This is a genomic window from Sphingomonas sp. GW822-FHT03G08 (assembly GCF_058801135.1).
Window position 1 is genome coordinate 3527760 of the sequence record NZ_JBXAMZ010000001.1, and the last position, 24827, is coordinate 3552586.

The following is a 24827-nucleotide window of genomic DNA, read 5'->3' on the forward strand; positions in this document are numbered from 1 at the left end:
TCCCGGCTTTCGCGGGATGACCCAGTGGGCCGGGATGCCGAAATGGGGCAGGCATTGCCCATCCCCCCGCGCCTGGCCTAAAGCCGCGCGACCAGATTCATAGAGAAGCGCAATGGCAGGCCATTCCAAGTTCAAGAACATCATGCACCGCAAGGGCGCGCAGGATAAGAAGCGCTCGAGCATGTTCTCCAAGCTCAGCCGCGAAATCACCGTCGCCGCCAAGATGGGCTTGCCCGATCCGGACATGAACCCGCGCCTGCGTGCCGCGATCGCCGCCGCCAAGGCGCAGTCGATGCCCAAGGACAACATCCAGCGCTCGATCGACAAGGCGAGCAAGGGCGATGCGGAGAATTACGAAGAGATCCGCTACGAGGGCTTCGGCCCGGGCGGCGTCTCGCTGATCATCGAGGCGCTGACCGACAATCGCAACCGCACCGCCACCAATGTGCGCACCGCGGTTTCGAAGAATGGCGGCAATCTCGGCACCGCCGGCTCGGTGAGCCACGGCTTCGACCGGATGGGCCTGATCAACTATCCCGCCAGCGCCGGCGACGCCGAGAAGGTATTCGAGGCGGCGCTCGAAGCGGGTGCCGAGGACGTGACCTCTTCAGAGGACGGCCACGAGATCTGGACCGCCCAGGGCGATCTCCACGAAGTCGCCAAGGCGCTCGAGCCGGTGCTCGGCGAGGCCGAGGGCGCGAAGCTCGCCTGGCGCCCGCAGACCATGGTCGATGTCAACGAAGACGACGCGACCAAGCTGTTCAAGCTGATCGACGCGCTCGACGATGACGACGACGTCCAGACCGTCTGGGGCAATTACGAAGTCTCCGACGCCGTGATGGAGAAGCTGGGTTGATCCAGTAAAAGCCCCTCCCCTTCAGGAGTTGCAGGCCGGTCATGCCCCGGGCATGACCTAAACGATGCGGGGCATCGTTTGCCTGCAACTGAGTTGGGGTGGGGCAGTGCTGACAGAGAAAGAACTTCTCGATCGAGCCCATCAAATGCGCCGCAACCCCACGGAGCTGGAGGTGCGGGTCTGGCGGCACCTCTCCAACTCCCGGCTCGGCCACAAATTCCGCCGCCAGCATGTGATCTTTCCGTACATCTGTGACTTCTTCTGTCCGTCGAAAGCGCTGGTCGTGGAGATCGACGGCGACACGCATGACGCGCCGTACGATGCGCGTCGTGACGTACGCCTTGCGACCAAGGGATTTGCGACGGTGCGATTCACCAACCACGAAGTCTGGGACAATCTGGACGGGGTCATAGCTTCGATCGCGAGCGTCCTTGCCGAGCGACCGGATCGCTGGTCCGGCATGCCCCACCCCAACCCCTCCCCCGAGGGGGAGGGGCTAGCCAAGCCGCAACCAAAGCCCCTCCCCTTCAGGGGAGGGGTTGGGGTGGGGCCTATCCTCAATCCTGAAAGCTCGACAAAATGATCATCCTCGGCCTCGATCCCGGCCTCGGCACCACCGGCTGGGGCCTGATCCGCGCCGAGGGCAATCGCCTGTCGCACCTCGCCAACGGCAAGCTGAAGACCGATACCAAGGCGGCGCTGCCCCGCCGCCTCGCGCATCTCGATGCCATGCTCGCCGCGCTGATCGCCGATCACGCGCCGGAAGCGGCGGCGGTCGAGGAAGTGTTCGTCAATTCCAATGCCCAGTCGACGCTCAAGCTCGGCCAGGCGCGCGGCGTGGTGCTGTGCGCCGCCGCGCGGATCGGCATCGATGTCGGCGAGTACAAGCCGAGCACGGTCAAGAAGTCGGTGGTCGGCGTCGGCAATGCCGAGAAGGAGCAGGTCCATGCCATGGTCTCGCGCCTGCTGCCCGGGGTGAAGATCGACGGGCCGGATGCGGCGGACGCGCTCGCCGTGGCGATCTGCCACGCGCACCATCTCGCCAGCGCGCGGCTGGGGTTGCGTTGAGTTTTTCTATCTCGTCACCCCGGCCCTGAGCCGGGGTCCCGCTGCCTCGCTCCCAGACGAGAGAAGAAAGAAGCGGGAGCCCGGCTCAAGGCCGGGATGACGGTGGAGATGAATCTAGGCAGCCAGCGCCAACCCCGCTCCATCCTCGTCATCATTGGAAGCCTCACGCCTCACCGGCCGAACCCGCCGCGCCCGCGTTGCCCGGCGCCCGATCGGCAACCGTGCCGCCACCCAGCCGCGCACCACGCCCAGTCGCAGCGTCGATGCCGCCGCTACCGTCACCACAAGCGCATCGACCAGCGCGCTGATCTCGAACATCGAGACCCAGCCGGCGATCTCGGGCATCGCCATGGTGAACAGGCGAAGGCCATCCTCCTCGAGGAACCAGAAGCACAGCAGCCCGATCACTCCGAGCAGCGCCCAGGTGATGACTGCGCCGCGCTCGATCCGCGCCAGCCGCGCCGCCGGCCATTCGACCAGCACCCGGCGCAGTATCCGCCCGATCGGCGTGCCTTCCGCCAGCGCCAGCATGCACCAAAGCCCAAGCAACGCGACGAACATCGAAAATCCCCCAATTCCCTGTCCGTGAATTGGGGAGGCGCGCGGCATTCCGCCAGAGCAGCCGGGGTGATTTCGCTTTCCTACACCCCGTTGTTCCGCTTATGTACCGGCCATGCGCCAGGCTCTCCCTTGTCCATCGATCCCGCTTCATGCGCGCATGCGTGGGGACTCAAGAGATTCAACATTTTTGCCCGGCTGCCCGGCTGGACAGGAGGGGGAGGCGGCATGATCGCGCATCTCAAGGGCCGCATCGAAGCGACCGGGATCGACAGCGTCGTGATCGACGTCAACGGCGTCGGCTATCTCGCCGGCGCTTCGGCGCGCACCCTGGCGGCGCTCGGTGCGGTCGGCGAGTTCGCGACGCTGCATACCGAGATGCTGGTCAGCGAGGACTCGATCCGGCTGATGGGCTTCGCCACTGCCGCCGAGCGGGACTGGTTCCGCCATCTGACCAGCGTGCAGGGCGTCGGCGCCAAGGTCGCGCTGGCGATCCTTTCGATCCTGTCCCCTGAGGAAGTGCAGACCGCCGTCGCCCGTGCCGATGCGGCGATGATCGCCCGCGCCAATGGCGTCGGGCCCAAGCTCGCCCAGCGCATCGTCAACGAACTCAAGGACAAGGCCGGTGGCGTCGCGCTCGGTGCCAGCGCCGGCGGTGCGGCTCCGGCGAGCGGCGCGGCGCAGGACGCCGTCTCGGCGATGCTCAACCTCGGCTTCAAGCCGGCCGAGGCGAGCGCCGCGGTCAATGCCGCCGCCGATGAGCTGGGCGCGGGCGCCACGCTCGACGCCTTGGTCCGCCTCGCCCTGCGCAAGGCCGCCAAGTGACCACCCGCACCGCCGCCTGCCGCTGCGGCCAGCTCCGCGCCGAATGCACGGGCGAGCCGGTGCGCGTCTCGGTCTGCCACTGTCTCAACTGCAAGCGGCGCAGCGGATCGGCCTTCGCCGTGCAGGCGCGCTTCCCCACGGATCAGGTGACGATAACGGGCCAGTCGACCGAATGGCTCGCCCCTTCGGAGAGTGGCGGTGCGCCGGCCAGCTTTCACTTCTGCCCGGTTTGCGGCGGCAATGTCTGGTACAGCGGCGGCGGCATCGCCGACACCATCGCCATTCCCATCGGCCATTTCGCCGACCCCGCTTTCCCGGCGCCGAGCATCTCGGTGTTCGAGGACCGGCAATGTGCCTGGCTCAGCATCACCGGCGTGGTCGAGCATTATGACTGAAAGGTCAGAGCAGAGGCGTCACCAGCCGCTGGCCCGCGAAATGCGCGTCGAGATTGGCGAGCACCAGCTTTCGCATCTCGGTGCGGCTTTCCTCGGTGGCGCTGCCCTGGTGCGGGGTGAGGACGACCCGGTCCATCGCCTTGAGGGCGTCGGGCACCTGCGGCTCATGCGCGAACACGTCGAGTCCGGCGCCGGCGATGCGGCCCTCGGCAAGGGCGGCCACCAGCGCCGCCTCGTCAACCAGGCTGCCCCGGGCGATATTGACCAGCACGCCGTCCGGCCCCAGCCGGTCGAGTATCTCGGCATCGACGATGTTCTGCGTGTCGCTCCCGCCCGGCGCCGCGATAATCAGCACGTCGCTGGCTTCGGCGAGCGCACCGATGTCGGGCACGAAACGCCACGGCACCGGCTTTGCGCTGCGGGCAGTGTAGAGCAGCTCGCCGGCGAAGGGCGCGGCGCGAAGGGCAATGGCGTGGCCGATCCGGCCCAGCCCGAAAATGCCGATGCGCCGACCGCTCGCCCGGCGCCCCAGCGGCGCGCTCCAGCCGCCGTTGCGCACCAGCGCGTCGTTCGCGGCAATCCGCCGGTGCACCGCGAGCATCAGCGCGATGGCAAGATCGGCGACATCCTCGGTCAGCACGTCCGGGGTCAGCGTCAGCGGAATGTTGCGAGCTCGCAGCGCCGCTGTGTCGATGCCGTCATGGCCGATGCCATGGATCGCGACGATCTCCAGATCGGGCAGCTGGTCGAGCAGCGCCGCGTCGAGCTTCGCCATGCCGCCGCCCACCACGGCGCGGATGCCGGGCACGGCCTCGCCTTCGTGCAAGGTGAAGCGTTCGGCCAGCGCCGCGCGGAGCGGGGCGGGCACGTTCGAGATCAGCAACAGGTCGGGGCGGGGCATGCACCGGCCCTAGCTCCTAGGGTGCAGGCAGGATAGGGCAGCGCGATGGAAATCGAAGTCAGCGCCGAGGCCAAGGACAAGTCGCTCAACCGCAAGGTGGCGATCACCGTGGTCGTGCTGTCGGTGTTCATGGGCCTGTGCGGGATCAAGGACGGCAATATCGTCCAGGCGATGCAACAGGCCCAGTCGGCCTCGGTCGACAAGTGGAATGAATATCAGGCGACCAAGACCAAGCAGCATGTCGCCGAGGCGAGCCGCGTCCAGATCGCCGCGCTCGCCGACCCGAAGCGCGCCGCCCCGGTCCTCGCCGGACTCGACGCCGATATCGCCAAGTACAAGGCCGAGGCGCCTCGCCTGGCCGCCGATGCGAAGGCGCAGGGCGACCAATATGACGCGCTCAATGTCCATGACGACCAGTTCGACGCCAGCGACGCGGCGGTCTCCACCGCCATCTCGATCGCGGCGGTGGCGGCGCTGGTCGAGAGCGGGTGGCTGCTCTGGGCCGGCTGGGCCTTCGGCGCCTTCGGCCTGTTCATGGGGCTATGCGGGTTCCTCGGCTGGGGTTTCCACCCGGCGCTGCTGAGCGGGGTGCTGGGGTGAGTAGGAGGGGAATCCATGAATGATGCGATAACCTTGCGTGCTCTGGCGTTGATCGAGGGCACGGACGACCCCGACGGTCTCAGGAAGATCGCGGCCAATGCCCGACGCCAGGGCAATGAAGTCGTTGCCCGTGCAGCAAAATTGCGCCTGTATTCTGTGTTGCCTTCGGAGGAGCCGGGCACGCTGGAATATGATGTTTGGCAGAGCATTTTTGCACTGGAAGGAACGCTTAGCGAGGAGCGGGGCAAGACCGTTCGCCTCTCCAGGACACGGCAGAAAATTTCCCGGGACCTTGAACAGCAAACCGTTGAGGATCTCGTGCTCGGAAAGCAGTCTGAAGGTTTCGATTTGCTGGTAGAGCGCGACATGGGTGAGCTGACATTTGAGGCATTGGCGCTTCGCCACCCGGATCGATTTGAAGCAGCGATACTCGACGCAGCAAAGTCGCGGCTGAGTGCCGCCGGTCTAGACGAACAAGGTAAAAAGTGACCGACACCGATCGCCTCCTTTCCTCCGGCCGACGCGCCGATGACGTGGACGCCGCGCTGCGCCCGAAGAGCCTCGACGAGTTCGTCGGCCAGCGGGCGGCGCGCGAGAATCTCCGGGTGTTCATCGATGCGGCCAAGTCGCGGGGCGATGCGCTGGACCATGTCCTGTTCTTCGGCCCCCCGGGGCTGGGCAAGACCACGCTCGCCCAGATCATCGCCCGCGAGATGGGGGTCGGCTTCCGCTCCACTTCGGGTCCCGTCATCGCCAAGTCCGGGGACCTCGCCGCGCTGTTGACCAATCTCGAGGATGGCGACGTCCTGTTCATCGACGAGATCCACCGGCTGAATCCCGCGGTCGAGGAAGTCCTCTATCCGGCGATGGAGGACCGCGCGCTCGACCTGATGATCGGCGAGGGGCCGTCGGCACGCAGCGTGCGGATCGACCTGCCGCGCTTTACCCTGGTCGGCGCCACCACCCGCCAGGGGCTGCTCACGCAACCGCTCCGGGATCGCTTCGGCATCCCGGTGCGCCTCAATTTCTATGGCGTCGATGAGCTGGAGAAGGTGGTCACCCGCGCCGCCACGTTGCTCGATCTCCATGTCGCCCCCGATGGCGCGCACGAGATCGCGCGGCGCTCGCGGGGCACGCCGCGCATCGCCGGCCGGCTGCTGCGCCGGGTGCGCGACTTCGCCAATGTGCTGGGCGAGGATGTGGTGCATGCCCGGGTGGCCGATCAGTCGCTCACCCGGCTCGAGGTGGACGCGCTCGGCCTCGATGCGATGGACCGGCGCTATCTGATGATGATCGCCGATATCTACAAGGGCGGTCCGGTCGGCGTGGAGACTCTGGCGGCGGGGCTCAGCGAGCCGCGCGACACGATCGAGGAAGTGATCGAGCCCTATCTGATCCAGATCGGGATGATCGCGCGGACGGCGCGCGGACGCTGCCTGAATGCGGCGGGATGGAAGCATCTCGGGCTCAATCCTCCGTCCACCGCGCAGGAAGGGCTGTTCGACTGAGGCAAGGGGTTCCCCCACGGTAAGCGCTGCGTTAGGGGCCGGGCATGGACGTCCGTTTCGCCCCTGGCCGGTTCGAGGGCCTCGAGCATCATTTCGTCCTGCGTGTCTATTTCGAGGACACCGATCTCAGCGGCGTGGTCTATCACGCCAACTATCTCAGGTTCATGGAGCGGGCCCGCTCGGATATGCTGGCCCTGGCCGGCGTCGACCAGCGCGCCGTCCATGAGGCCGGCACCGGCGCCTATGCGCTGCGCGAGGCGAACATTCGATTCCGGGCGCCGGCGCGCCTGGGTGACGAACTGGTGGTGGTCAGCCGGCTGGTCCAGCTGGGCCCCGCCGCAGTGGATATTCATCAACGAGTCATGCGCGACGTTACCATATTGGCCGAAGCGGAAGTCGAGGCGGTGTTCGTCTCCCCGTCCGGGCGGCCCCGCCGGCAGCCGGCGGAATGGATGGATCGATTCGCGCCGCTGGTCTGGAAGGGGAACTGAACCGATCATGGAATTTATCAGCACCGACGCCGCAACCATGTCGCCGATCGGCCTGTTCCTGCAGGCGGACTGGGTGGTGCGCGCCGTGATGATCGGCCTGCTGCTCGCCTCGCTATGGACCTGGACGATCATTCTGAGCTTCGGCTTCCGGGTCAGCTCGGTGAAGAAGGCGATCGACAAGTTCGAGGGCGAATATCGCGAAGCCGACGATATCGACGAGTTCCACCGCCGCGCCGCCGGCCGCGAGCAACCGATCGCTCGGGTCTTCGCCGCCGGCGTCACCGAATGGCGCCGCTCGACCTCGGGCAAGGCCATCGACCGCGAGGGCACCCGTGAGCGCCTGGCCACCGCGATGGGCGCGACGATCGCGAACGAGATCGACAAGCTGGCCGACCGGCTGAACTTCCTCGCCACCATCGCTTCGGCGGCGCCGTTCATCGGCTTGTTCGGCACGGTGTGGGGCATCATGCGCAGCTTCACCGGCATCGCCAAGGAGCAGAGCTCGTCGCTCGCCGTGGTCGCGCCGGGCATCGCCGAGGCCCTGTTCGCCACCGCGATCGGCCTGTTCGCCGCCATTCCCGCGCTGATCGCGTACAACCGCTATTCGCACGCCGTGAACCGCGTCGAGGCGCGGCTCAACCGCTTCGCCGACGGCTTCCACGCGACGCTCAGCCGTCGCCTGGAGATGGAGGCCTAAGCCGGTGTCGATGCATCTCCCTTCGAACAAGGGGCGCGGCCGCCGCGCGCCGATGGCCGACATTAACGTCACGCCGCTGGTCGACGTGATGCTGGTGCTGCTGATCATCTTCATGGTCACGGCACCGCTGCTCACCGCCGGCGTGCCGGTGAACCTGCCCGAGAGCCGCGCCAAGCCGGTCGACCAGGACCAGAAGCCCGTCCAGATCTCGATCGACGACAAGGGCCAGGTGTTCGTCGACAACGAGCTGACCGCGGACGCCGCGCTGCCCGCAAAGCTCGAGGAAATCGCCGGCCGCGCGCCGGGCCCGGACGGCAAGCCGGTCGCGGTGTTCCTGCGCGCCGATCAGGGCCTGGGCTATGGCAAGGTCATGAAGGTGATGGGCGAGCTCAACCATGCCGGGCTCAACCGCGTCTCGCTGATCACCGACGCGAGCAGCAAGCCGTGAACCGGACCGAGGGAGCAGGGCTGACCGTTGCGCTGATCGGGCATGTCGCCCTGTTCGGCCTGTTGTCGGTCGGTTTCCTCGCCACCCCCAATCCGATGAAGCTGAAGCCGACGCCGATCGAAGTCGCGCTGGTCGATCAGGTCGCGCTGGAAAGCACGTCGCCGACGCCGACCAGCGAGGAGCCGGCCGCCAAGCTCTCGCCGGTGGAAGCGCCGATCGAGCCGGACAGCGCGCCGCCCGAGCCCGCGCCCAATCCCCAGCCTATCGCCAAGCCGCAGCCTGCCCCGCCCAAGCCGGCACCGGCGCCCGATGCGGTAAAGCCCGCGCCGAAGACGCCGCCCAAGGCAGCCCCGGCTCAGGCGCCGTCGCGCCCGTCCAACCGCCCGGTCGCGCCGACCGGCCGGCTCGACGGCCTGCTCAACGGCATCAACGACAAGCCGGCAAAGAGCACGTCGGTCACGCCGCCGGCCGCCACGGTCGGGCCGGAGCAGAAGGCTGCGCTCAGCGCCGCGATCATCCGCCAGATCCGCCCCCATTGGGCTCCGCCCAGCGGCGCCGATTCGGACAAGCTGCGCACGACGGTGACGGTGCGCCTCAACGAGGACGGCTCGCTTGCGGGCGAGCCGCGCGTCACGGCGCAGACCGGCATCACCGACAGCAACCGCGCCCAGGCCGATCTCGCCCGGGACCGCGCGATCCGAGCGGTGAAGCTGGCGGCCCCTTTCAAGCTGCCGCCGCAATTCTACAGCGCGTGGCGAGTCATAGCCCCGGTTTTGTACGAGGACCTGTGAAGATGAAATTTGCCCATCTGACGATCGCGGCCCTGCTGGCGAGCACCGTGGCCACCGTCGCGCAGGCGCAGGATGTGCCGGCGCCCGCGCCGATCCCGACCCCGGACCAGGACACGCCGCTCAGCGTCGATGTGAGCAACACGGCGGCCAAGGATCTCGTCATCGCGATCCCGGCGATGCCGACCTCGCAGTCGGTCGACACGCCGGCGGGCCCTACCGATCAGCTTGGCGCCAAGCTCGCCCAGGTGGTCGAGGACGATCTGCGCAACACCGGCCTGTTCAAGACGCGCGGGCCCTCGGCCAGCCGCGGCATCGCGTACAGCGAAGTCGCCGCGCCCAACTATGGCAGCTGGAACGGCAATCAGGCGATCATCCAGGGCTATGTCCGCGCCAATGGCAACGGTTCGCTGACCGTGGGCTGCTACCTCTACGACGTGCTGCTGCAGAGCGAGCTGGTGCGCCAGGGCTTCGTCGTCTCGCCGGGTGACTGGCGCCGCGCGGCGCATAAGTGCGCCGACGCGGTCTATTCGAAGCTGACCGGCGAGGGTCCCTATTTCGACAGCCAGGTGGTGTACGTCGCGGAGACCGGCCCCAAGAACAAGCGTCGCAAGCAGCTGGCGATCATGGACCAGGACGGTGCCAACCACCGCTTCCTGACCAACGGACAGTCGATCGTGCTGACGCCGCGCATGTCGCCGAAGCAGAACGCGATCGTGTACATGAGCTACACCCAGCGCAAGCCGTCCATCTATGTCTATGACATGGCGGCGCGCTCGAACCGGCTGCTTGTCTCCAATGTCAGCCTCAGCTTCGCGCCGCGCTTCTCGCCGGACGGCCGCTGGGTGCTGTTCTCGATGTCGCAGGCCGGCAATACCGACATCTATCGCATCGCGGCGGCGGGCGGCGAATCGCAGCGGCTCACCAATTCGCCGGGCATCGATACCGGCGGCAGCTATTCGCCCGACGGCTCGAAGATCGTGTTCGAGAGCGATCGCGGCGGCACCCAGCAGCTCTATGTGATGAACGCCGATGGCTCGAACCAGCACCGGATCAGCTTCGGCGGTGGCCGCTACGCCACGCCGGTGTGGAGCCCGCGCGGCGACCTGATCGCCTTCACCCGCACCGGCGGCGGCGCCTTCCGGATCGGCGTGATGAACCCTTCGGGCGGCGGCGAGAAGCTGCTGACCAACAGCTGGGGCGACGAGGCACCGAGCTGGTCGCCCAACGGCCGCGTGCTGATGTTCTTCCGTTCGGCCCAGGGTTCGGGCCGGCCGGACCTTTGGTCGGTGGACCTCACCGGCACCAATGCGCGGCGCATTCCCACGCCGCTCGACGGATCGGATCCCAGCTGGGGACCGATTCGCCCCTGAAACGTTACCGCATCTGTGCTAGCGTCCGGGCAAGCGGACGAGATGCGACCAGAGAAGGAGGAAAGACCATGTCCAAGATCACGACTGGCCTGGTGCTCGGCATCGCGCTGATCGCCACTGCGGGTTGCACCAAGAAGCGCAATGTCGCCGACATTCCGCCCGCGCCGTCGGATACCGGTCCGGTCAATGCCGGCGAGGGCGACAGCGACACGGTTGCGGCGCCGATCAACGAGCAGTTCCGCCGCGAAGTGGCGAGCGACACGATCCACTTCTCGTTCGACCAGTATGACATCGATCCGGAAGCGCGCGCGATCCTGGACAGCCAGGCGCAGTGGCTGACCAGCCACCCGAACACGCGCATCACGATCGAGGGGCATTGCGACGAGCGCGGCACCCGCGAGTACAATCTCGGCCTGGGCGATCGCCGCGCCAATGCCGCGAAGAACTACCTCGCTTCGCGCGGCATCTCGCCCGCGCGGATCACCACGATCAGCTATGGCAAGGAGCGCCCGATCGCGCTCGGCTCGGACGACGCCAGCTGGGCACAGAACCGCCGCGCTGTGACCATCGTCATCAGCTGAGGCGTTTCGCCTGACAGGAAACGGGCCGCCGGACCAATTCCGGCGGCCTTTTTCGTGTTCAGGGCTGGCGAGGCAGCGGCAGTGCCGGGCCTTCGCCGCGGGCGAAATAGTCGAGCCGGATCACCGCGCCCTCCGCATCGCGTACCGGAAGGAAATAGCTGAGCTCGTCGGGCACGAAGCGGAGCGCGCCGTCGCTGCCCAGCACGGCCGGGATGCCGCCGCGATTGGGGCGGCTGATCACCAGCCTGCCGTCCTGCACCGCGATCGTGCGGGACGTTGCCGGATCGCTGCCATAGCTGCCGGCAAGCGGCCTCAGCGATTCGGCTGGAACGGCGCTGGGGCGTGGCAGCGGATAGGGCTTGCCGATCACGATCGCCGCCATTCGCCGGGCGAGCGTCTGCGCGTCGAAGCTGTCGCTGTTGGCCAGCACCACCACCGTCGCGTCTCCGGCGGGCAGGTAGAACAGCGCCGAGGTGAAGCCGTTGATCTGGCCCGTATGCCCGATCGCGTCCTGACCGCGGATCTGCCAGCGATAGAGGCCCAGCCCATAGCGCTCCTGCACACCGACGCTTGCCAGCGCAGGTTTGCTCATCTCGGCAAAGCCAGCTGTGCCGACCACCCGGCCCTGCGACAAGGCCCGCATCCAGCGCAGCAGGTTCGCAGCCGTCGAGCGGAGTGATCCGGCGGTCTTGGGGATCGAGACGTTGAACGGCGCGGCATTGCGCAGCACGCCCTTGTCACTGGAATAGCCGCTCGTCCGGCCGGGCACGATGTCGTCCAAGCGGTCATAGGCGGTTTCGGCCAGTCCGAGTGGCACGAACAGGCGCGTCCGCATCGCCTCGTCCCAGCTTTGCCTGGTCACTTTCTCGATCACTGCCGCGAGCAGGATATAGCCGGCGTTCGAATAGCGCTGCGCGGTACCGGGCTCGAAGGCGAGTGGTCGCGCGGCGATCCGCCGCACCTGCTCGGCGATCGGTACTTCGCCATTGCCGAAGGGCGGCTGCGGCACTGCGTCGGTCTCGCTGACGCCGGCAGTATGGCTGAGCAGCTGGCGCAGCGTGATCCGCGGATCCAGAGGCAGGTCGCTCAGGTAACGCACCGCCGGCGCATCGAGCGAGACTTCGCCGCGTGCCGCCATCTGGACGAGCAGCGCGCCGGTGAAGCTCTTGGTGATCGAAGCGATGCGAAACACCTGGTCGGGCGCGAGCGGCACGCCCAGCTCGACTTCGGCCATGCCGCGTGCCTTGCGATAGAGCACCGTGTCGCCCCGCGCGATCAGCACCACCGCGCCCGATCCCTTCGCATCGATTGCCGCGGCCATCGCCGAATCGGCATCGCGGGCGATCATTGCGGGGGAGGGCTGGGCCCAAGCCGGCGTCGCCAGCATCACGGTGCAGAGCATGGCAGGCAGAAAAGGTCGCATCGATTCCCCCTCTCGAACGGCGGGCACTCTCTCGAATGCGGATGAGCCGGGCATGAACCGCATTCCGATTCCGCTTGCGGGGCGTTCCGACTCGATATAAATACGATATCATAATTTCGGGAGGTAATGATGACTGACGTTCGTAGCGCCGCGCCGGCACTGCGCCAGAGCAGCGAGAAGACTGCAACCACGGCAAGCGGCTATGGCATGCTGCTCGTGGCGCTGCTCGCGATTGTCGCGGCGGGCGCGGCGCTCTCGCAGATCGACCGCATCGCCGACTGGATCGTGATCACCACGCTCCTTGTCGCGATCCTCGTCGAGCTGTTCGTGCTGTGCGGCTTCTACCTGCTCCAGCCCAACCAGGCGGCGGTGATCACGCTGTTCGGCGACTATCAGGGCACCGATCGCACCACCGGTCTGCGCTGGGCCATGCCGTGGCTGATCAAGAAGAAGGTCTCGGTGCGCGCCAACAACATCATTTCGGAGCGCATCAAGGTGAACGACCTGCGCGGCAACCCGATCGAGATGGCGGCGCAGGTGGTGTGGCGCGTGACCGACACGGCGCAGGCGCTGTTCGACGTCGACGACTACAAGGCGTTCGTGAACGTCCAGATCGAAGCGGCGGTGCGCACCATCGGTTCGCGCTACCCCTATGACGATTTCGAGCATCAGGAAGTCACGCTGCGCGGCAATCACGACCAGGTCGGCACCGAACTGCGCGGCGAGCTGATCGAGCGGCTGCGCGTCGCCGGCATCACCGTCGACGAGTGCGGCTTCACCCATCTGGCCTATGCCCAGGAGATCGCGGGTGCGATGCTCCGCCGCCAGCAGGCCCAGGCCGTGGTCGCCGCCCGCCAGACGCTGGTCGAAGGCGCGGTCGGCATGGTCGAGATGGCGCTGGCCCAGCTTTCGGCCAAGGACGTGGTGCATCTCGACGACGAGCGCCGCGCCGCCATGGTATCGAACCTGATGGTCGTGCTGTGCGGCGAGCGGGATACCCAGCCGGTGGTCAACACGGGCTCGCTCTACCAGTAAGTATCAAGGCGTCCCCCGTGTCCGAACCGCCCCAGAAGAAAGCTTTCCCGCTCCGGCTCGATCCCGCGCTCTATGCGGCGATCGAGCGGTCGGCGGCGGCCGACCTGCGCAGCGTCAATGCCCAGGTCGAATGCCTGCTGCGCGAGGCGCTGGGGCGCCGGGGCGTGAAGCTGGCCGAGCCGGTGCGTGCCCGGCGCGGCCGACCGCCCAAGGCAAGGGAAGACGAAGCATGACCCGGCCCCGGCGTCCCGATGCATGGTTCGTCCGGGTCCGCCGGGGCGCCAAATACAACATCACGCCGTGCACGCGGCAGGGCGGGGCGGTCACCATCGCCTATGTGCTGTTCAGCGTGGCGCTTACCCCGGTGATCCTTCCGCCCGAGCCGGTGCGGGTCGCCGCCTGGCTGATCCTGTTCCTTGCCGCGACGGCGCTGTTCCTGGTCGTCGCCTGGCGCACATCCTCGCCTGCCGCGGACGACGGCAAGGCTGACTGAAAGGGTTTCGCGATGTTGCTCGCCACGCATATCCGCCGCGTGCATCTCCCCTATGTGCTCGGCATCGCCGGGCTCGCGCTGGTCGCCGGCATCGCCCTGGCGCTGTTCCAGTGATGGGCGCCCGCTTCCGTGAGCAGGGCTCGGTTCGCCCCGGCTATTGGTTCCGTCCCAAGCGCTTCGGCCTGGGTGCGGTGCCGGTCACCTGGCAGGGCTGGGCGGCGACCTTTGCCTTTGTCGCGATCGTCGGCCTGATCGTCAATTTCGCGACGCACCGCGATCGGCTGTGGCTGGTGCTGCTCCTGCCGGTGATCGGCGCTTATCTGTGGCTGATTGCCAGCAAGACCGATGGCGACTGGCGTTTCCGCTGGGGCGGCGATGCGTAACGAACGATCAGTGCCCGGCACTGGAAGGAGAGGGACCATGCGGTCGAACAGCTGCCCGAAATGCCAGGGCTCGATGGAGGAAGGTTTCACGCTCGCCGATCGCGATAGCTATCGGCGGACAACGGGCTGGGTAGCCGGGCCGCCCCGCAAGGCGCTGCTGCTCGGCCTCAAGCTGCCGCACAAGCCGATCAGCATCCAGACCTGGCGCTGCCCGCGCTGTGGCTTCCTGGAGAACTACGCCAAGGGCTAGGCGGCGCGTCGCGCGCGGTTCCGGCCAGGGACGCAAGAAGGGAGGTTTCGCATGACTGGCAACGCATTCCGGGTTCGCCCCGGCCATTCTTCTCTGAAGGTTGTGCTGGCGCTGGCATTTGCCGCCGTGCCTCAGGCCTTTGCGCAGCAGGCGCCCGCGGGTGTCGAGATCACCGCGCCGGGGCCGCAGGGGGATCTCGCCGGCACGCTGATCGATCCAGACCCCAAGGCGCCGCTGGTGCTGATCGTGCCCGGCTCCGGCCCCACCGATCGCGACGGCAACAACCGTTATGGCGTCGCCGGCGGGCCCTATCGCCAGCTCGCCGATGGGCTGGCGAAGCGCGGTGTCGCCACGCTGCGTATCGACAAGCGCGGCATGTTTGGCAGCAGGGCGGCGGTCGCGGACGGCAATCATGTCACGATCGCCGATTACGCGGCGGATGTCCGCGCCTGGATCGAGGTCGCGCGCAAGCGTACCGGCCGTTCCTGCATCTGGCTGGGCGGGCATAGCGAGGGCGGGCTGGTCGTGCTCGCCGCCGCGCAGCAGCCCGAAGGGGTGTGCGGCGTGGTGCTGGTCGCTGCCGCCGGGCGGCCGCTCGCCGCGATCATGCGCGCGCAGTTTCGCGCCAATCCGGCCAATGCACCTTTGCTCGAGCCGCTGCTGTCGCTCGTCGACACGCTGGAGAGCGGCAAGCATGCCGACACCGCCGCAATGCCGCCGCCGCTGCCCGCCTTGTTTCCGGATTCGGTGCAGGACTTCCTGATCGACCAGTTCCGCTATGATCCGCCCAGGCTCGCGGCGTCGCTGAAGGTGCCGCTGCTCGTCACCCAGGGCGATCGCGACATCCAGATCGGTGTGCCGGACGCCCAGGCGCTTGCCGGGGCAAGGCCGGGTGCCAGGCTCGCGATCGTGCCGGGGATGACACATGTGCTCCGCATCGCCGCGAGCGAGGAGCGGATGGCGAGCATCGCGACCTATGGCGATGCGTCGCTGCCCGTTGCCCCGGCGCTGGTCGATGCCATCGCCGGGTTCGTCACGGAGAAGCGTTAGGCCAGGGCCTCGTCAAGCAGGCGAGCAAGGCGAAGGCCGCCCTTGATGACCTGGGTGCGTGCCTCGGGCACCCACTTCTCGATCATCGGCTCGGTGATCGCGATGCGGGTGGTGATCGGCTTGCAGGTCTCGCCGCCATTCAGGTCGGCATAGACGGTCTTGGCCAGCTCCCAGCTGTCCTTGCCCCAGTCCTGCACGGTGCCCCCGCCCAGTTCGGCGCGGTCCTTGCGGCTATAGGTGCGCACGATGCTCGGGCCCGAGGTGATCGCACGCTCGGCGAGCAGCCCGTCCCACACCGAATGGAGGTTCAGCCGGTCGGTGGTGTAGATGCCATAGCTGACCTGCGCCTTGTTGCCGCCGGCGTCATGGTCGTGCTCGGCGCCGTGCAGCGGCTGGCCGATATCGCCGACGAAATGGACGAGGAAGAGCAAGGCCTTCACCCGCTCGACCTGCGGCGCCTTGCGGTCCTTGAGGATCTTCACGTCGCGCTCGATCTGGGCGGAGACGCAATTGCCGTCCTTGCATTCGGCGGTCACGTCGAACGGCTTGCAGACGTCGGCGTCCTGATAGTGCCAGACCGAGGCGTAGCGCCAGTCATTGCCCAGCTTCTTGATGCAATCGGCCCAGACCGAAGCCTCTTCGATATTGGTCGCGGGGCAGCCCTCGGTCTTGAGCAGGTCGGTGTGGCGGAGCAGCTGGGTGATCTTCGCGCGGGTGGCCGGGGCGACGTTGCGCCAGGCGATCGCGGCGACCGTCTGGTGGCCATATTCCCAATAGGCGTTGGCGGGCGCGGCGAAGCCGATCAGGGCCGCGAGGATCACGAGAAAGCGCATCAGACTACTCCAGAGGCAGGCGCTGTCTCCCTAGCAGGATGTTCGGGCTTCGCCAGCCGGTTGAGTCCGATCAGCGGGCGCAGCCAGCCGATCCGTCGGCCGATCAGATAGGTCGCGGCACAGACGCTCGCCGTGCCGCCGAGCAGCAGCGCGAAGTCGAGCGGGGCACTCAGGTGCAGCGGCAGCGAATACCAGGCGATCAGCACGATCGCGGGATGGTGGACGATGTAGAAGGGGAACACCGCCTCGGCGAGCGGCTTGCGCAGCGGATGATCGCGGTTCCAGCGCGTCTCGGCAATGTGGAACAGCGCGAGGATCATGCCCCAGGCCATGGCGGTGCGGGCGGCGCGATCGAGCGCCATCACTTCATGCGGCGGCACGCTGGCGCCCGGCCAGGCCAGCTCGACCGATACGACCACCGCGCCGGCCAGCGCCGCCATCGCCGCGCCCGGCTTCCAGTTGCGCGCGATCGCCGCCCATAGTCCGGGCGATCCCGCCAGCGCGAAGCCGAACAGGAAGATCGGCACATATTGCGCATGTCCGCCCCAGTCGCGCAGCAGCCCCTGGCGTTCGGGCGCCACGAACAGCAGCGCCAGCCGCGCTACCGCCAGTGCCGCCACCGGCACCCAGAGCAGGCGGCGACCCTGGGTGAGCCATTCCGCCGCTGCGTCGATCGCGCGCAGCGTCCGCCCGCCAGCGCGCGCCAGCACCAGCGCGAGCAGCAAGGTGTAGGCGGCGAGATAGGCGACGAACCAGAGATGCTCCCAGCTCGGGAACTCGCGGCCCCAGAAGATGCCGCTGCGCCAGTAATCGAGCGCCCAGAAATGGAGATAGCCATGGGGATAGCCATTCTCCATCACCCGCACCCACATCTCGAGCGGCACCAGCACCGCCATGCCGAAGGCCAGCGGGATGAGCAGCCGCAGCGCACGGCTCCGCGCGAAGTCGCCGCGCGCGCGGTCATAGAGCTTGCGCGAGGCATAGCCGGAGACGGCGAACAGCAACGGCAGCCGCCAGGGGGTGAGCAGCGCCATGGGCGGGATCAGCCACTGGAAGGCATAGCCGGTCTTGATCACCCAGTCCCAGGGCGAGAAGGCCATGGCGATGTGATAGAGGATCAGCAGCCCGAACGCAGCGATCCGCAGCCAGTCCATGCCGTAATGGCGCTGGCTGGTTCGCGGTGCAGCTACGGGAACAGGATCGTGCCGCATCAGGCCTCGGGCTAATCGAACAGCCTGCAAGCTTAACCCGGGTTGCTTAGCATCGCGTAAAGCGCGGGGCGCGCATCTGCACGGAATCTCGATATTCTGGCGACTGGCCCCCCGGGACCAAAGCGCCTATATGGCCGCCATGTCCGTACGTCCCTGGCGCGATATCGTCCGGCGGCCCAGCCGTCAGATCATGGTGGGTAATGTGCCCGTTGGCGGCGATGCGCCGGTGACGGTGCAGACCATGACCAACACTGCCACCTCCGATGCCCGCGCGACGATCGACCAGATCCGCCGCTGCGAGGATGCCGGCGTGGATATCATCCGCGTTTCCTGCCCGGACGTCGAATCGACCGCGGCGCTAAAGCAGATCGTCCGTGCCAGCCGTGTGCCGATCGTCGCGGACATCCATTTCCACTACAAGCGCGCGCTCGAAGCCGCCGATGCCGGCGCCGCTTGCCTGCGCATCAATCCGGGCAATATCGGCTCGGCCGACCGCGTGAACGAAGTGGTCAACGCCGCCAAGGCCAATGGCTGCGCGATCCGCATCGGCGTGAATGCCGGCAGCCTCGAGAAGGACCTGCTCGAGAAATATGGCGAGCCGTGCCCCGAGGCGCTGGTCGAATCGGCGCTCGACCATATCAAGCTGCTCCAGGACCGTGACTTCCACGAGTTCAAGGTCGCGGTGAAGGCGTCGGACGTGTTCCTGGCCGTCGCCGCATACCAGCAGCTCGCCGACGCAGTGGATTGCCCGCTGCACCTCGGCATCACCGAGGCGGGCGGGTTCGTCGGCGGTACGGTCAAGTCGGCGATCGGCATCGGTTCGCTGCTGTGGTTCGGCATCGGCGACACGATCCGCGTCAGCCTTTCAGCCGAGCCGGAGGAAGAGGTCCGCGTCGGCTTCGAGATTTTGAAGGCGCTCGGTATCCGCAATCGCGGTGTCCGCGTCGTCAGCTGCCCCAGCTGCGCGCGCCAGGGCTTTGACGTGATCCGCACGGTGCAGGCGCTCGAGGACCGGCTCCAGCACATCCGCACGCCGCTGTCGCTCTCGGTGCTCGGCTGCGTGGTCAACGGTCCCGGCGAAGCGCGCGAGACCGATATCGGCCTCACCGGCGGCGGCAATGGCAAGCACATGGTCTATCTGTCGGGCGTCACCGATCACACAGTGAACGATGCCGACATGCTCGATCACATCGTCAAGCTGGTCGAGGCCAAGGCGGCGGAGATCGAGGCGGCCAGCGAGGCCGCTGCGCAAGCCGCGGAGTGACCGCACGGCAGCGCGTGGTCGCGGCGCTGCTCGCCGCCTGCGCGGGCATTGCGCTCTATTCGATCATGGACGCGGTGATGAAGGGGATCAGCCTCGTCATCGGCGCCTATGCCGCGATCTTCTGGCGGCTGGTAGCGGGCGCGGCGATCATGACGCCGCTGTTCGCCTTTTCCGGGCAGCGCCTGCCGTCGGCCCGGGTGCTCCGCATCCATGCGATCCGCAGCGTGGTGATCGCGGTGATGGCGATCGCCTTCTTCTGGGGGATCGTCCGCGTGCCGCTGGCCGAGGCGATCGCGCTCACCTTCATCGCCCCGCTGATCGCGCTCGCGCTCGCCGCGGTCTTCCTGCACGAGAAGATCGGCACCCGCTCGATCCTCGGCTCGCTGCTCGGCCTGGCCGGGGTCGGCATCATTCTGGCCGGGCAACTCGGCGCGCCGCACCGGCCCGATTCGGCGCTGGGCATGATCGCGATCCTCACCTCGGCGGTGTTCTACGCGGTCAATCTCGTCATCGCGCGGCACCAGGCGCAGCAGGCCGGGCCGATCGAGATCGCCTTCTTCCAGAACTGGATCATCCTCGGCCTGTTCGCGCTGCCGGCGCCCTGGCTGCTGGTGATGCCGGCACCCGGCCAATGGTGGCTGGTGGTGCTGGCGGCCGGCCTAGCGATCGTCTCCCTGCTGCTGCTGTCCTGGGCCTACGCCAGGGCGGAGGCCCAGGTGCTGCTCACTGTCGAATATACCGCCTTCATCTGGGCGGCACTGATGGGCTGGCTGTTTTTCCGCGAGCCGCTCACGCTACTCACCATCGGCGGCACCTTGCTGATCGTCGCCGGATGCGTGATGGCGGCGCGCAGCAAGCCCGGCATCGCCGAGCCCGAAGTGGAGCCCGCCCTTTCATGATCGCCATCCGCACCGCCACCCCCGACGACGTCGCGCTGATCCTCGGCCTGGTCCGCGAGCTTGCCGTCTATGAGCGCGAGCCCGACGCGGTGGTCGCGACCGAGGCGATGCTGCACAAGGCGCTGTTCGAGACCCGCGTTGCCGAAAGCCTGATCGCCGAGCTGGACGGCGTGGCCGTGGGCTTCGCGCTGTTCTTCCACAATTTCTCGACCTGGACCGGCAAGCCCGGCATCTATCTCGAAGACCTGTACGTCACCCCCGACGCGCGCGGCGCGGGGGCGGGCAAGGCGCTGCTCCGGCATCTGGCGGGCATCGCGCTTGACCGGGATTGCGGCCGCTTCGAATGGTCGGTGCTCGACTGGAACACGCCGGCGATCGATTTCTACCGGGCGATGGGCGCCGAGGCGATGGAAGAATGGACCGTGCAGCGCGTTGCGGGCGATGCGCTGCTCAAGCTGGCCGGACGCGGCTGATGGCGATCGACCAGGGCCTGGTCGATTGGGTGGCGGAGGCGATGGAGCCGATCGGCACGGTCACCTCGAAGCGGCTGTTCGGCGGCGCGGCGCTCTATTGCGACGGGCTGGCCTTCGCGATCCTCGCCTTCGACGCGCTGTGGCTCAAGGCGGATGCGGAGAGCGATGCCGAATGGGGCGATGCCGAGCGCTTCTCGGTCACGCGCGAGGACGGCAAGGTCCAGTCGCTCAACTATCGCCGCGCGCCCGACGAGACCTATGACGATGCCGACGAACTGCGCCGCTGGGCGCTGCTCGCGCTCGATGCGGCCCGTCGCGCACCGCCGAAGAAGCCCAAGGCAAAGCCAAGGAAGCGCTGACCGCATTCTTTGTCATGCTGAACTTGCGTCGGCATCCAACGTGCGGCGCGGGGAAGCGCTCGAGCCTCTTGCCCCTTCCTCGCGAAGGGTTCGACCCTGAAGCCAGTTCAGGGTGACGATCGCCTAGCCGCCGCCCAGCACGTTGATCGTGAACGCCAGGATGCCCAGGTTGAACACGAACGCCGCCAGGCAGTGCGCGGTCACCACGCGGCGCAGGCGCCGGCTGGAGATGGTCACGTCGCTGGTCTGGAAGGTCATGCCCAGGCAGACCGCGAAATAGAGGAAGTCCCAGTAATCGGGCTCCTTGGTGTCCGGGAATTCCAGCCCGCCCGAATCGGCGCCGTTCCGTGCCGCCGTGTAGAAGATATGCGCATAGTGCAGCGCGTAGATGGTGTTGCTGAACGTCCAGCTCAGCGCCAGTGTGCCGAGGATCGCGGGCAGCGCCCAGGGGTTGGACTTGATCCCGCTCAGCACTTCGGCGGCGATCGAGGTGAACACAGCGGCGCCCACCATTACCGTGATCAGCAGCAGCATCGGCCGGTTGGCATCGTTGCGGCAGGCGCTCTCACGCATCCCGCTGGCGCGGTGGCTCAGCAGGGGTATCGTCGAAATCAGGAAGGCGGCCGCGCCGATATCGAAGGCCAGCATGACGCCGAAATGCAGGCCAACCGCCGGCAACAGGATCCAGCCAGACGCGAGGGTCGCGGCGAGGAACAGCAGGAAGCGCGGCGGCGCCACGACATTGCCGATGCCGCGGCGATGCGGCGCGCTCATGCCCGGCGCACCCAGCGCGGGTTGATCGCACCCACCACGGCAAGCGCGAGCAGCGCCATCCAGCCATAGCTGTGCGCCTGCATCATCCAGGGATGGTGCGGTTCGCTCAGCAGGAACCAGAGCGAGACCAGCCCGCCTGCCGCCAGCGGCACGGCGGTAAGCTTGGCGACCAGGGTTCCGCGCCATGCCAGCAGCGACAACATCAGCTCGCCGATGCCGAGCAGCGCGAACTTGGTGCGCACCACGACGAACAGCATGTCGAACAGGCTCTGGGCATCGGGGCCGACCGGCAGGATCTGGAGCAGGATCACGCCCTCGACCTGGTCGAACAGCGCGGCGGCGAACAGCACGCCCATCGCGGCGAGGCCCAGCGTGCGTGCGCCGTGGCGCAGCGCCCAGGCGCCGAGGACCAGGAAGGTCGCGTAAGCGGGGATGAAGACGAGCGCGTCCCACCAGCTCGCGCTCAGCTGCGCGATGCGGAACTTCTCCGAACAGGGCGGGGCGCCGAACAGTTCGGCGAGCTCGGCGGGATTGCGGACCAGCTCGAGCGCAATGATCGGCCCGGCACCATGGGTGGGGCCGCAGGCGACGAGGTCCGGGATGCGCCCGAACCCCATCGACGCTGCCAGCGTCGCCAGCCCGGCCACTGCGCACAGTCGCCAGGCCAGCGCGCCATTCAAGCCGCGGCGGCCTCCTTGGCCTTCTTCGCGGCTTCGATCGCTTCGATCACGATCTTCTTGGCTTCCTCGGCATCGCCCCACTGGCCGATGCGCACCCACTTCTCGGACTCGAGGTCCTTGTAGTGCTTGAAGAAGTGCTCGATCTGCTGGAGCACGATCGAGGGCAGGTCCTGCCGCTCGCCGATGTCCGAATAGTAAGGGAAGGTCGAGTCGACCGGCACGCAGATCAGCTTCTCGTCGCCGCCGGCCTCGTCCTCGAGCTTGAGCACGCCGATCGGGCGGGCGCGCACGACGCAGCCCGGCACGAAGGGCGAGCGCGCGATGACCAGCGCATCAAGCGGATCGCCGTCGGGCGACAGGGTGTGCGGCACGAAGCCGTAATTCGCCGGATAGCGCATCGGAGTGTGCAGGATGCGATCGACGAAGAGCGCACCGCTCTCCTTGTCGAACTCATACTTCACCGGCTCGCCGCCGACCGGCACTTCGATGATGACGTTCAGGCTGTTCGGCGGATCATCACCCACCGGAATAAGATCAATACGCACGCTGCTGTTATCCCTTAGCTGGGCGGTTGCGCCCCTCCGGCCTCACTTGGGCTGGAGGAGTTTGTCCAGGCCAGCCTCTCCTTCGCTTGTTTTTTCGAGGTGCGGATAGCGCAGCCCGTCATGATAGTCGATGGCCACGTCGCGGTAGCGCGAACCGCGCTTCACGGTGAGCTTGATCGGCTCCTTGCTGCCCTTGGCGGCCTTCACCGCGTCCCGCAGCTTGTCGCCGCTGAACACCGCGCCGTTCACCGCGACGATCTCGTCGGCCAGGGTGATGCCTGCGTCGAACGCCGGGCTGCCCCACATCACGCCCGTAATGCCCTTGGGCCCGATCGACAGGCCGATCGAATAGGACAGGTCGGTGGCGGTCTTGGGCGTCACCTTGTTGGGGGTGTCGTTATAGACCAGCTTGTAGCCGTTGCGCTCGAACCCGCTGAGCGGCGCATGCTCCGACACGTCGTTGACACGCTCCTTGAGCAGCGTGCGCCAGTCATAGGGCAGGACCTGGTTGAGCGTCGCGACGACATCGTCGAACGTGTAGGTCAGCTCGCCGAAATCGCCGTCACGGCCGCCGAAGAAGATATGCGCGAAATCGTCGATCGACTTGGTGCCGCCCGACTTCTCGCGCAGGATCGAATCGACTTCCATCCAGATCAGCAGGCCTTCGTTGTAATAGTCCTCGCTGCGCTGCCAGCTCACCCAGCCCTTTGGCGAACGCGGGGTGATCACCGGATCGTTGGTGGTGTCGCCCATCGGGCGCCAGGTGCGGCCCTGGCGATTGTCGAGGTTGGCGGCGATATTGGCATAGGCATCCAGGGTATCGGCCTTGCTCACCAGCCCAGAGCGCGCCTGTAACACATAGCCCCAGAACTGGGTCTGGCCCTCATAGACCCACAGCAGCGAGCCGCGCATCGGCACGCGATAGTCCGGGGTCCACAGGTCGGCGCCGCGGCGGAACTTGCCGTCCCAGCTATGGGTGTATTCGTGCGGCAGCAGGTTGCGGCTGGTCGCCTTCTCGTCCCACTTGGTGAAATAGCCCAGGCCCGTGCCGTTCTCCGAGCTGCGGTGATGCTCCACGCCGATCCCGCCCAGTTCCTCGCTGATCGAGAGCAGGAAGCGGTAGTGATCATAATGCTCGACGCCGAAGGTCTTCACTGCCTGGTCGACCAGCTTGGCATGCGCCGCGATCTGCTCGGGCTTGGCGGCCAGCTCCTCGGCACTGTCGGCATAGGTCTCGACGGTCACGCGGTCGCTCAGCGTGAGCTGGCGGTAATAGCGGCCGGCGAGCACCGGCGAGTCCATCAGGATGTCGTAGCTGGTCTTGTCATAGCTGTAGACATTGCCGGCCACCTTGGCGTCCACCGCCGAGCTGGCGGTCCAGCCCTGGGGATAGGTCACCTTCGCCTGGATCGGCACGCGGCGGACGAAATAGCCGGCCGGATAGAGGCTCAGCGAGAAGAACTGCAGGCTCATCAGGTTGGGCGTCATCACGATGCGGCCCTGGTCGCCCACGGTGGCCGAGACGAAGTTGAAGCTTACATCGAGCTTCTTCGCGCCCGCCGGCACGTCGATGTGGAAGGCATAGACGTCCACGGGATCGCGCTTCCACGGAATCACCTTGCCGTTCGCCTTGATGACGAGACCGCCGACCTTCTCGATCTCGCCGCGCGGGCCGTGCTTGCCGGGAATCCACTTCGGATAGAGCAGCACCATGTGCCCGCTCTTCGCGACCGGGATCGTCTCCTTCACGTTGAAGATGCCGCGCGTGATGTCGGTCGCGTCGATGTCGAGCGTCAGCGTGCCGGGATAGGCGACGTCGCGCGCATCGGGGATGGTGTTCGGATAGGGCGCGGTCTGCGCCGGCGCCGATTGGACCACCGAATTCTGGGCGATGGCGGGAGCGGAGACGGAGGCGAGCAGGGCAGCTGCGGCAAGCGCACGGATCATCGGTGGAAGCGACCTCTCATTTTCGAGTGGGAGGGTCATAGGACCCTGCGGGCGGAAGCGTAAAGACCTGCGCGTGACAGCAATCCTTCACGGGACGCTAACCATTGCGCGCTACTCGT

33 protein-coding genes are annotated in these 24827 nt (G+C 67.2%); 24 read left to right on the top strand and 9 right to left on the bottom strand.

Annotated elements, in window-relative coordinates; translation table 11 throughout:
• Positions 1–112: 112 nt before the first annotated feature.
• The 3 genes from AC1RJ5_RS16540 (at position 113) to ruvC (ending at position 1924) form a co-directional block, all read left to right on the top strand.
• A complete protein-coding gene (locus tag AC1RJ5_RS16540; RefSeq protein WP_269573005.1) occupies positions 113–856 on the top strand; it encodes a YebC/PmpR family DNA-binding transcriptional regulator in 744 nt (247 codons plus the stop codon).
• Between the two features lie 64 nt (positions 857–920).
• Positions 921–1439 (top strand): endonuclease domain-containing protein, encoded by a 519-nt coding sequence (locus AC1RJ5_RS16545; protein WP_493114439.1) that lies wholly within the window; start codon positions 921–923, stop codon positions 1437–1439.
• On the top strand, positions 1436–1924 hold the full coding sequence (gene ruvC / locus AC1RJ5_RS16550; RefSeq protein ID WP_269573004.1) for a crossover junction endodeoxyribonuclease RuvC: 489 nt from the start codon (positions 1436–1438) through the stop codon (positions 1922–1924). Before AC1RJ5_RS16545 ends, ruvC begins: the two co-directional genes overlap by 4 nt.
• 114 nt (positions 1925–2038) lie before the next feature.
• On the opposite strand, the gene AC1RJ5_RS16555 is transcribed toward ruvC, so the two are convergent.
• A complete protein-coding gene (locus AC1RJ5_RS16555) occupies positions 2039–2485 on the bottom strand; it encodes a hypothetical protein (RefSeq protein WP_493114441.1) in 447 nt (148 codons plus the stop codon).
• Positions 2486–2710: 225 nt separating this feature from the next.
• Here AC1RJ5_RS16555 and ruvA point away from each other — a divergent pair, with 225 nt between their 5' ends.
• The gene (ruvA, locus tag AC1RJ5_RS16560; RefSeq protein WP_269573002.1) at positions 2711–3307 is read left to right on the top strand and encodes a Holliday junction branch migration protein RuvA; all 597 of its coding nucleotides are present in this window, start codon (positions 2711–2713) and stop codon (positions 3305–3307) included.
• Positions 3304–3702 (top strand): GFA family protein, encoded by a 399-nt coding sequence (locus AC1RJ5_RS16565; RefSeq protein ID WP_269573001.1) that lies wholly within the window; start codon positions 3304–3306, stop codon positions 3700–3702. Before ruvA ends, AC1RJ5_RS16565 begins: the two co-directional genes overlap by 4 nt.
• Before the next feature lie 4 nt (positions 3703–3706).
• Here the strand turns inward: AC1RJ5_RS16565 and AC1RJ5_RS16570 are convergent, their stop codons facing one another.
• Positions 3707–4603 carry a 2-hydroxyacid dehydrogenase gene (locus AC1RJ5_RS16570; RefSeq protein ID WP_493114444.1) on the bottom strand — a complete coding sequence of 299 codons (897 nt, stop codon included), beginning with the start codon at positions 4601–4603 and terminating at the stop codon, positions 3707–3709.
• Positions 4604–4648: 45 nt separating this feature from the next.
• Between AC1RJ5_RS16570 and AC1RJ5_RS16575 the strand changes: the two genes are divergently transcribed.
• From AC1RJ5_RS16575 to pal, 9 genes are all read left to right on the top strand, one after another.
• On the top strand, positions 4649–5203 hold the full coding sequence (locus AC1RJ5_RS16575; protein ID WP_269572999.1) for a DUF4337 domain-containing protein: 555 nt from the start codon (positions 4649–4651) through the stop codon (positions 5201–5203).
• Between the two features lie 15 nt (positions 5204–5218).
• The gene (locus AC1RJ5_RS16580) at positions 5219–5692 is read left to right on the top strand and encodes a hypothetical protein (protein WP_493114446.1); all 474 of its coding nucleotides are present in this window, start codon (positions 5219–5221) and stop codon (positions 5690–5692) included.
• Positions 5689–6711: a Holliday junction branch migration DNA helicase RuvB gene (gene ruvB, locus AC1RJ5_RS16585; protein WP_269572997.1), complete on the top strand. Its 1023-nt coding sequence runs from the start codon at positions 5689–5691 to the stop codon at positions 6709–6711. Before AC1RJ5_RS16580 ends, ruvB begins: the two co-directional genes overlap by 4 nt.
• Before the next feature lie 44 nt (positions 6712–6755).
• A complete protein-coding gene (locus tag AC1RJ5_RS16590; protein WP_269572996.1) occupies positions 6756–7202 on the top strand; it encodes a YbgC/FadM family acyl-CoA thioesterase in 447 nt (148 codons plus the stop codon).
• Positions 7203–7209: 7 nt separating this feature from the next.
• Positions 7210–7899 (top strand): protein TolQ, encoded by a 690-nt coding sequence (gene tolQ / locus AC1RJ5_RS16595; protein ID WP_269572995.1) that lies wholly within the window; start codon positions 7210–7212, stop codon positions 7897–7899.
• Positions 7900–7903: 4 nt separating this feature from the next.
• Positions 7904–8347, top strand: a complete 444-nt coding sequence (tolR, locus tag AC1RJ5_RS16600; protein WP_493114449.1) for a protein TolR — start codon at positions 7904–7906, stop codon at positions 8345–8347.
• Positions 8344–9138: a UCP034077 family protein gene (locus tag AC1RJ5_RS16605; protein WP_493114451.1), complete on the top strand. Its 795-nt coding sequence runs from the start codon at positions 8344–8346 to the stop codon at positions 9136–9138. The genes tolR and AC1RJ5_RS16605 overlap by 4 nt, the downstream gene beginning before the upstream one ends.
• A gap of 2 nt (positions 9139–9140) precedes the next feature.
• Positions 9141–10508 (top strand): Tol-Pal system beta propeller repeat protein TolB, encoded by a 1368-nt coding sequence (tolB, locus tag AC1RJ5_RS16610; protein ID WP_342250670.1) that lies wholly within the window; start codon positions 9141–9143, stop codon positions 10506–10508.
• 68 nt (positions 10509–10576) lie between these two features.
• Positions 10577–11089, top strand: a complete 513-nt coding sequence (gene pal, locus AC1RJ5_RS16615) for a peptidoglycan-associated lipoprotein Pal (protein ID WP_184164375.1) — start codon at positions 10577–10579, stop codon at positions 11087–11089.
• A gap of 58 nt (positions 11090–11147) precedes the next feature.
• Here pal and AC1RJ5_RS16620 read toward each other — a convergent pair whose 3' ends face one another.
• Complete coding sequence (locus AC1RJ5_RS16620; protein ID WP_342250671.1) at positions 11148–12512, bottom strand: serine hydrolase domain-containing protein; 1365 nt, start codon at positions 12510–12512, stop codon at positions 11148–11150.
• 129 nt (positions 12513–12641) lie between these two features.
• Here AC1RJ5_RS16620 and AC1RJ5_RS16625 point away from each other — a divergent pair, with 129 nt between their 5' ends.
• The 6 genes from AC1RJ5_RS16625 (at position 12642) to AC1RJ5_RS16650 (ending at position 15723) form a co-directional block, all read left to right on the top strand.
• Positions 12642–13547, top strand: coding sequence for an SPFH domain-containing protein (locus tag AC1RJ5_RS16625; protein WP_269572991.1), 906 nt, complete (start codon positions 12642–12644; stop codon positions 13545–13547).
• Positions 13548–13564: 17 nt separating this feature from the next.
• Positions 13565–13780, top strand: a complete 216-nt coding sequence (locus AC1RJ5_RS16630) for a type II toxin-antitoxin system antitoxin (RefSeq protein ID WP_184164383.1) — start codon at positions 13565–13567, stop codon at positions 13778–13780.
• Positions 13777–14040, top strand: a complete 264-nt coding sequence (locus tag AC1RJ5_RS16635) for a hypothetical protein (RefSeq protein WP_493114454.1) — start codon at positions 13777–13779, stop codon at positions 14038–14040. Before AC1RJ5_RS16630 ends, AC1RJ5_RS16635 begins: the two co-directional genes overlap by 4 nt.
• Before the next feature lie 113 nt (positions 14041–14153).
• Positions 14154–14423 (top strand): hypothetical protein, encoded by a 270-nt coding sequence (locus AC1RJ5_RS16640; RefSeq protein ID WP_269572989.1) that lies wholly within the window; start codon positions 14154–14156, stop codon positions 14421–14423.
• A 37-nt stretch (positions 14424–14460) separates the two neighbouring features.
• A complete protein-coding gene (locus tag AC1RJ5_RS16645; protein ID WP_269572988.1) occupies positions 14461–14673 on the top strand; it encodes a PF20097 family protein in 213 nt (70 codons plus the stop codon).
• 51 nt (positions 14674–14724) lie between these two features.
• The gene (locus AC1RJ5_RS16650) at positions 14725–15723 is read left to right on the top strand and encodes an alpha/beta hydrolase (protein ID WP_493114457.1); all 999 of its coding nucleotides are present in this window, start codon (positions 14725–14727) and stop codon (positions 15721–15723) included.
• Here the strand turns inward: AC1RJ5_RS16650 and AC1RJ5_RS16655 are convergent.
• Together AC1RJ5_RS16655 and AC1RJ5_RS16660 are read right to left on the bottom strand one after the other, a co-directional pair.
• The gene (locus tag AC1RJ5_RS16655; RefSeq protein WP_493114459.1) at positions 15720–16556 is read right to left on the bottom strand and encodes a S1/P1 nuclease; all 837 of its coding nucleotides are present in this window, start codon (positions 16554–16556) and stop codon (positions 15720–15722) included. The genes AC1RJ5_RS16650 and AC1RJ5_RS16655 overlap by 4 nt on opposite strands.
• Entirely contained in the window at positions 16556–17767 is a 1212-nt protein-coding gene (locus tag AC1RJ5_RS16660) for an acyltransferase family protein (protein WP_493114461.1), read from the bottom strand. Before AC1RJ5_RS16660 ends, AC1RJ5_RS16655 begins: the two co-directional genes overlap by 1 nt.
• Positions 17768–17906: 139 nt before the next feature.
• Between AC1RJ5_RS16660 and ispG the strand changes: the two genes are divergently transcribed.
• From ispG to AC1RJ5_RS16680, 4 genes are read left to right on the top strand one after another with little or no spacing between them, the layout of a single operon-like run.
• Positions 17907–19031, top strand: a complete 1125-nt coding sequence (ispG, locus tag AC1RJ5_RS16665) for a flavodoxin-dependent (E)-4-hydroxy-3-methylbut-2-enyl-diphosphate synthase (protein WP_184164397.1) — start codon at positions 17907–17909, stop codon at positions 19029–19031.
• Positions 19028–19930, top strand: a complete 903-nt coding sequence (locus AC1RJ5_RS16670; protein ID WP_342250676.1) for a DMT family transporter — start codon at positions 19028–19030, stop codon at positions 19928–19930. The genes ispG and AC1RJ5_RS16670 overlap by 4 nt, the downstream gene beginning before the upstream one ends.
• On the top strand, positions 19927–20403 hold the full coding sequence (locus AC1RJ5_RS16675) for a GNAT family N-acetyltransferase (RefSeq protein WP_493114464.1): 477 nt from the start codon (positions 19927–19929) through the stop codon (positions 20401–20403). Before AC1RJ5_RS16670 ends, AC1RJ5_RS16675 begins: the two co-directional genes overlap by 4 nt.
• Entirely contained in the window at positions 20403–20762 is a 360-nt protein-coding gene (locus AC1RJ5_RS16680) for a TfoX/Sxy family protein (protein WP_493114466.1), read from the top strand. Before AC1RJ5_RS16675 ends, AC1RJ5_RS16680 begins: the two co-directional genes overlap by 1 nt.
• Positions 20763–20885: 123 nt before the next feature.
• Here the strand turns inward: AC1RJ5_RS16680 and AC1RJ5_RS16685 are convergent, their stop codons facing one another.
• From AC1RJ5_RS16685 to AC1RJ5_RS16700, 4 genes are read right to left on the bottom strand one after another with little or no spacing between them, the layout of a single operon-like run.
• A complete protein-coding gene (locus AC1RJ5_RS16685) occupies positions 20886–21536 on the bottom strand; it encodes a DUF1345 domain-containing protein (RefSeq protein WP_269572983.1) in 651 nt (216 codons plus the stop codon).
• Positions 21533–22216, bottom strand: a complete 684-nt coding sequence (locus AC1RJ5_RS16690) for a hypothetical protein (protein WP_269572982.1) — start codon at positions 22214–22216, stop codon at positions 21533–21535. Before AC1RJ5_RS16690 ends, AC1RJ5_RS16685 begins: the two co-directional genes overlap by 4 nt.
• Positions 22213–22761: an inorganic diphosphatase gene (ppa, locus tag AC1RJ5_RS16695; protein ID WP_269572981.1), complete on the bottom strand. Its 549-nt coding sequence runs from the start codon at positions 22759–22761 to the stop codon at positions 22213–22215. The genes AC1RJ5_RS16690 and ppa overlap by 4 nt, the downstream gene beginning before the upstream one ends.
• Positions 22762–22803: 42 nt before the next feature.
• The gene (locus AC1RJ5_RS16700; RefSeq protein WP_493114469.1) at positions 22804–24708 is read right to left on the bottom strand and encodes a M61 family metallopeptidase; all 1905 of its coding nucleotides are present in this window, start codon (positions 24706–24708) and stop codon (positions 22804–22806) included.
• Positions 24709–24827: the final 119 nt, after the last annotated feature.

Coding starts and splice junctions, on each gene's coding strand:
- AC1RJ5_RS16540 (WP_269573005.1), top strand. CDS start 113: ATGGCAGGCCATTCCAAGTTCAAGAACATCATGCACCGCAAGGGCGCG.
- AC1RJ5_RS16545 (WP_493114439.1), top strand. CDS start 921: ATGCGGGGCATCGTTTGCCTGCAACTGAGTTGGGGTGGGGCAGTGCTG.
- ruvC (WP_269573004.1), top strand. CDS start 1,436: ATGATCATCCTCGGCCTCGATCCCGGCCTCGGCACCACCGGCTGGGGC.
- AC1RJ5_RS16555 (WP_493114441.1), bottom strand. CDS start 2,485: ATGTTCGTCGCGTTGCTTGGGCTTTGGTGCATGCTGGCGCTGGCGGAA.
- ruvA (WP_269573002.1), top strand. CDS start 2,711: ATGATCGCGCATCTCAAGGGCCGCATCGAAGCGACCGGGATCGACAGC.
- AC1RJ5_RS16570 (WP_493114444.1), bottom strand. CDS start 4,603: ATGCCCCGCCCCGACCTGTTGCTGATCTCGAACGTGCCCGCCCCGCTC.
- AC1RJ5_RS16575 (WP_269572999.1), top strand. CDS start 4,649: ATGGAAATCGAAGTCAGCGCCGAGGCCAAGGACAAGTCGCTCAACCGC.
- AC1RJ5_RS16580 (WP_493114446.1), top strand. CDS start 5,219: ATGAATGATGCGATAACCTTGCGTGCTCTGGCGTTGATCGAGGGCACG.
- AC1RJ5_RS16590 (WP_269572996.1), top strand. CDS start 6,756: ATGGACGTCCGTTTCGCCCCTGGCCGGTTCGAGGGCCTCGAGCATCAT.
- tolQ (WP_269572995.1), top strand. CDS start 7,210: ATGGAATTTATCAGCACCGACGCCGCAACCATGTCGCCGATCGGCCTG.
- tolB (WP_342250670.1), top strand. CDS start 9,141: ATGAAATTTGCCCATCTGACGATCGCGGCCCTGCTGGCGAGCACCGTG.
- pal (WP_184164375.1), top strand. CDS start 10,577: ATGTCCAAGATCACGACTGGCCTGGTGCTCGGCATCGCGCTGATCGCC.
- AC1RJ5_RS16620 (WP_342250671.1), bottom strand. CDS start 12,512: ATGCGACCTTTTCTGCCTGCCATGCTCTGCACCGTGATGCTGGCGACG.
- AC1RJ5_RS16625 (WP_269572991.1), top strand. CDS start 12,642: ATGACTGACGTTCGTAGCGCCGCGCCGGCACTGCGCCAGAGCAGCGAG.
- AC1RJ5_RS16635 (WP_493114454.1), top strand. CDS start 13,777: ATGACCCGGCCCCGGCGTCCCGATGCATGGTTCGTCCGGGTCCGCCGG.
- AC1RJ5_RS16640 (WP_269572989.1), top strand. CDS start 14,154: ATGGGCGCCCGCTTCCGTGAGCAGGGCTCGGTTCGCCCCGGCTATTGG.
- AC1RJ5_RS16645 (WP_269572988.1), top strand. CDS start 14,461: ATGCGGTCGAACAGCTGCCCGAAATGCCAGGGCTCGATGGAGGAAGGT.
- AC1RJ5_RS16650 (WP_493114457.1), top strand. CDS start 14,725: ATGACTGGCAACGCATTCCGGGTTCGCCCCGGCCATTCTTCTCTGAAG.
- AC1RJ5_RS16655 (WP_493114459.1), bottom strand. CDS start 16,556: ATGCGCTTTCTCGTGATCCTCGCGGCCCTGATCGGCTTCGCCGCGCCC.
- AC1RJ5_RS16660 (WP_493114461.1), bottom strand. CDS start 17,767: ATGCGGCACGATCCTGTTCCCGTAGCTGCACCGCGAACCAGCCAGCGC.
- ispG (WP_184164397.1), top strand. CDS start 17,907: ATGTCCGTACGTCCCTGGCGCGATATCGTCCGGCGGCCCAGCCGTCAG.
- AC1RJ5_RS16675 (WP_493114464.1), top strand. CDS start 19,927: ATGATCGCCATCCGCACCGCCACCCCCGACGACGTCGCGCTGATCCTC.
- AC1RJ5_RS16680 (WP_493114466.1), top strand. CDS start 20,403: ATGGCGATCGACCAGGGCCTGGTCGATTGGGTGGCGGAGGCGATGGAG.
- AC1RJ5_RS16685 (WP_269572983.1), bottom strand. CDS start 21,536: ATGAGCGCGCCGCATCGCCGCGGCATCGGCAATGTCGTGGCGCCGCCG.
- AC1RJ5_RS16700 (WP_493114469.1), bottom strand. CDS start 24,708: ATGATCCGTGCGCTTGCCGCAGCTGCCCTGCTCGCCTCCGTCTCCGCT.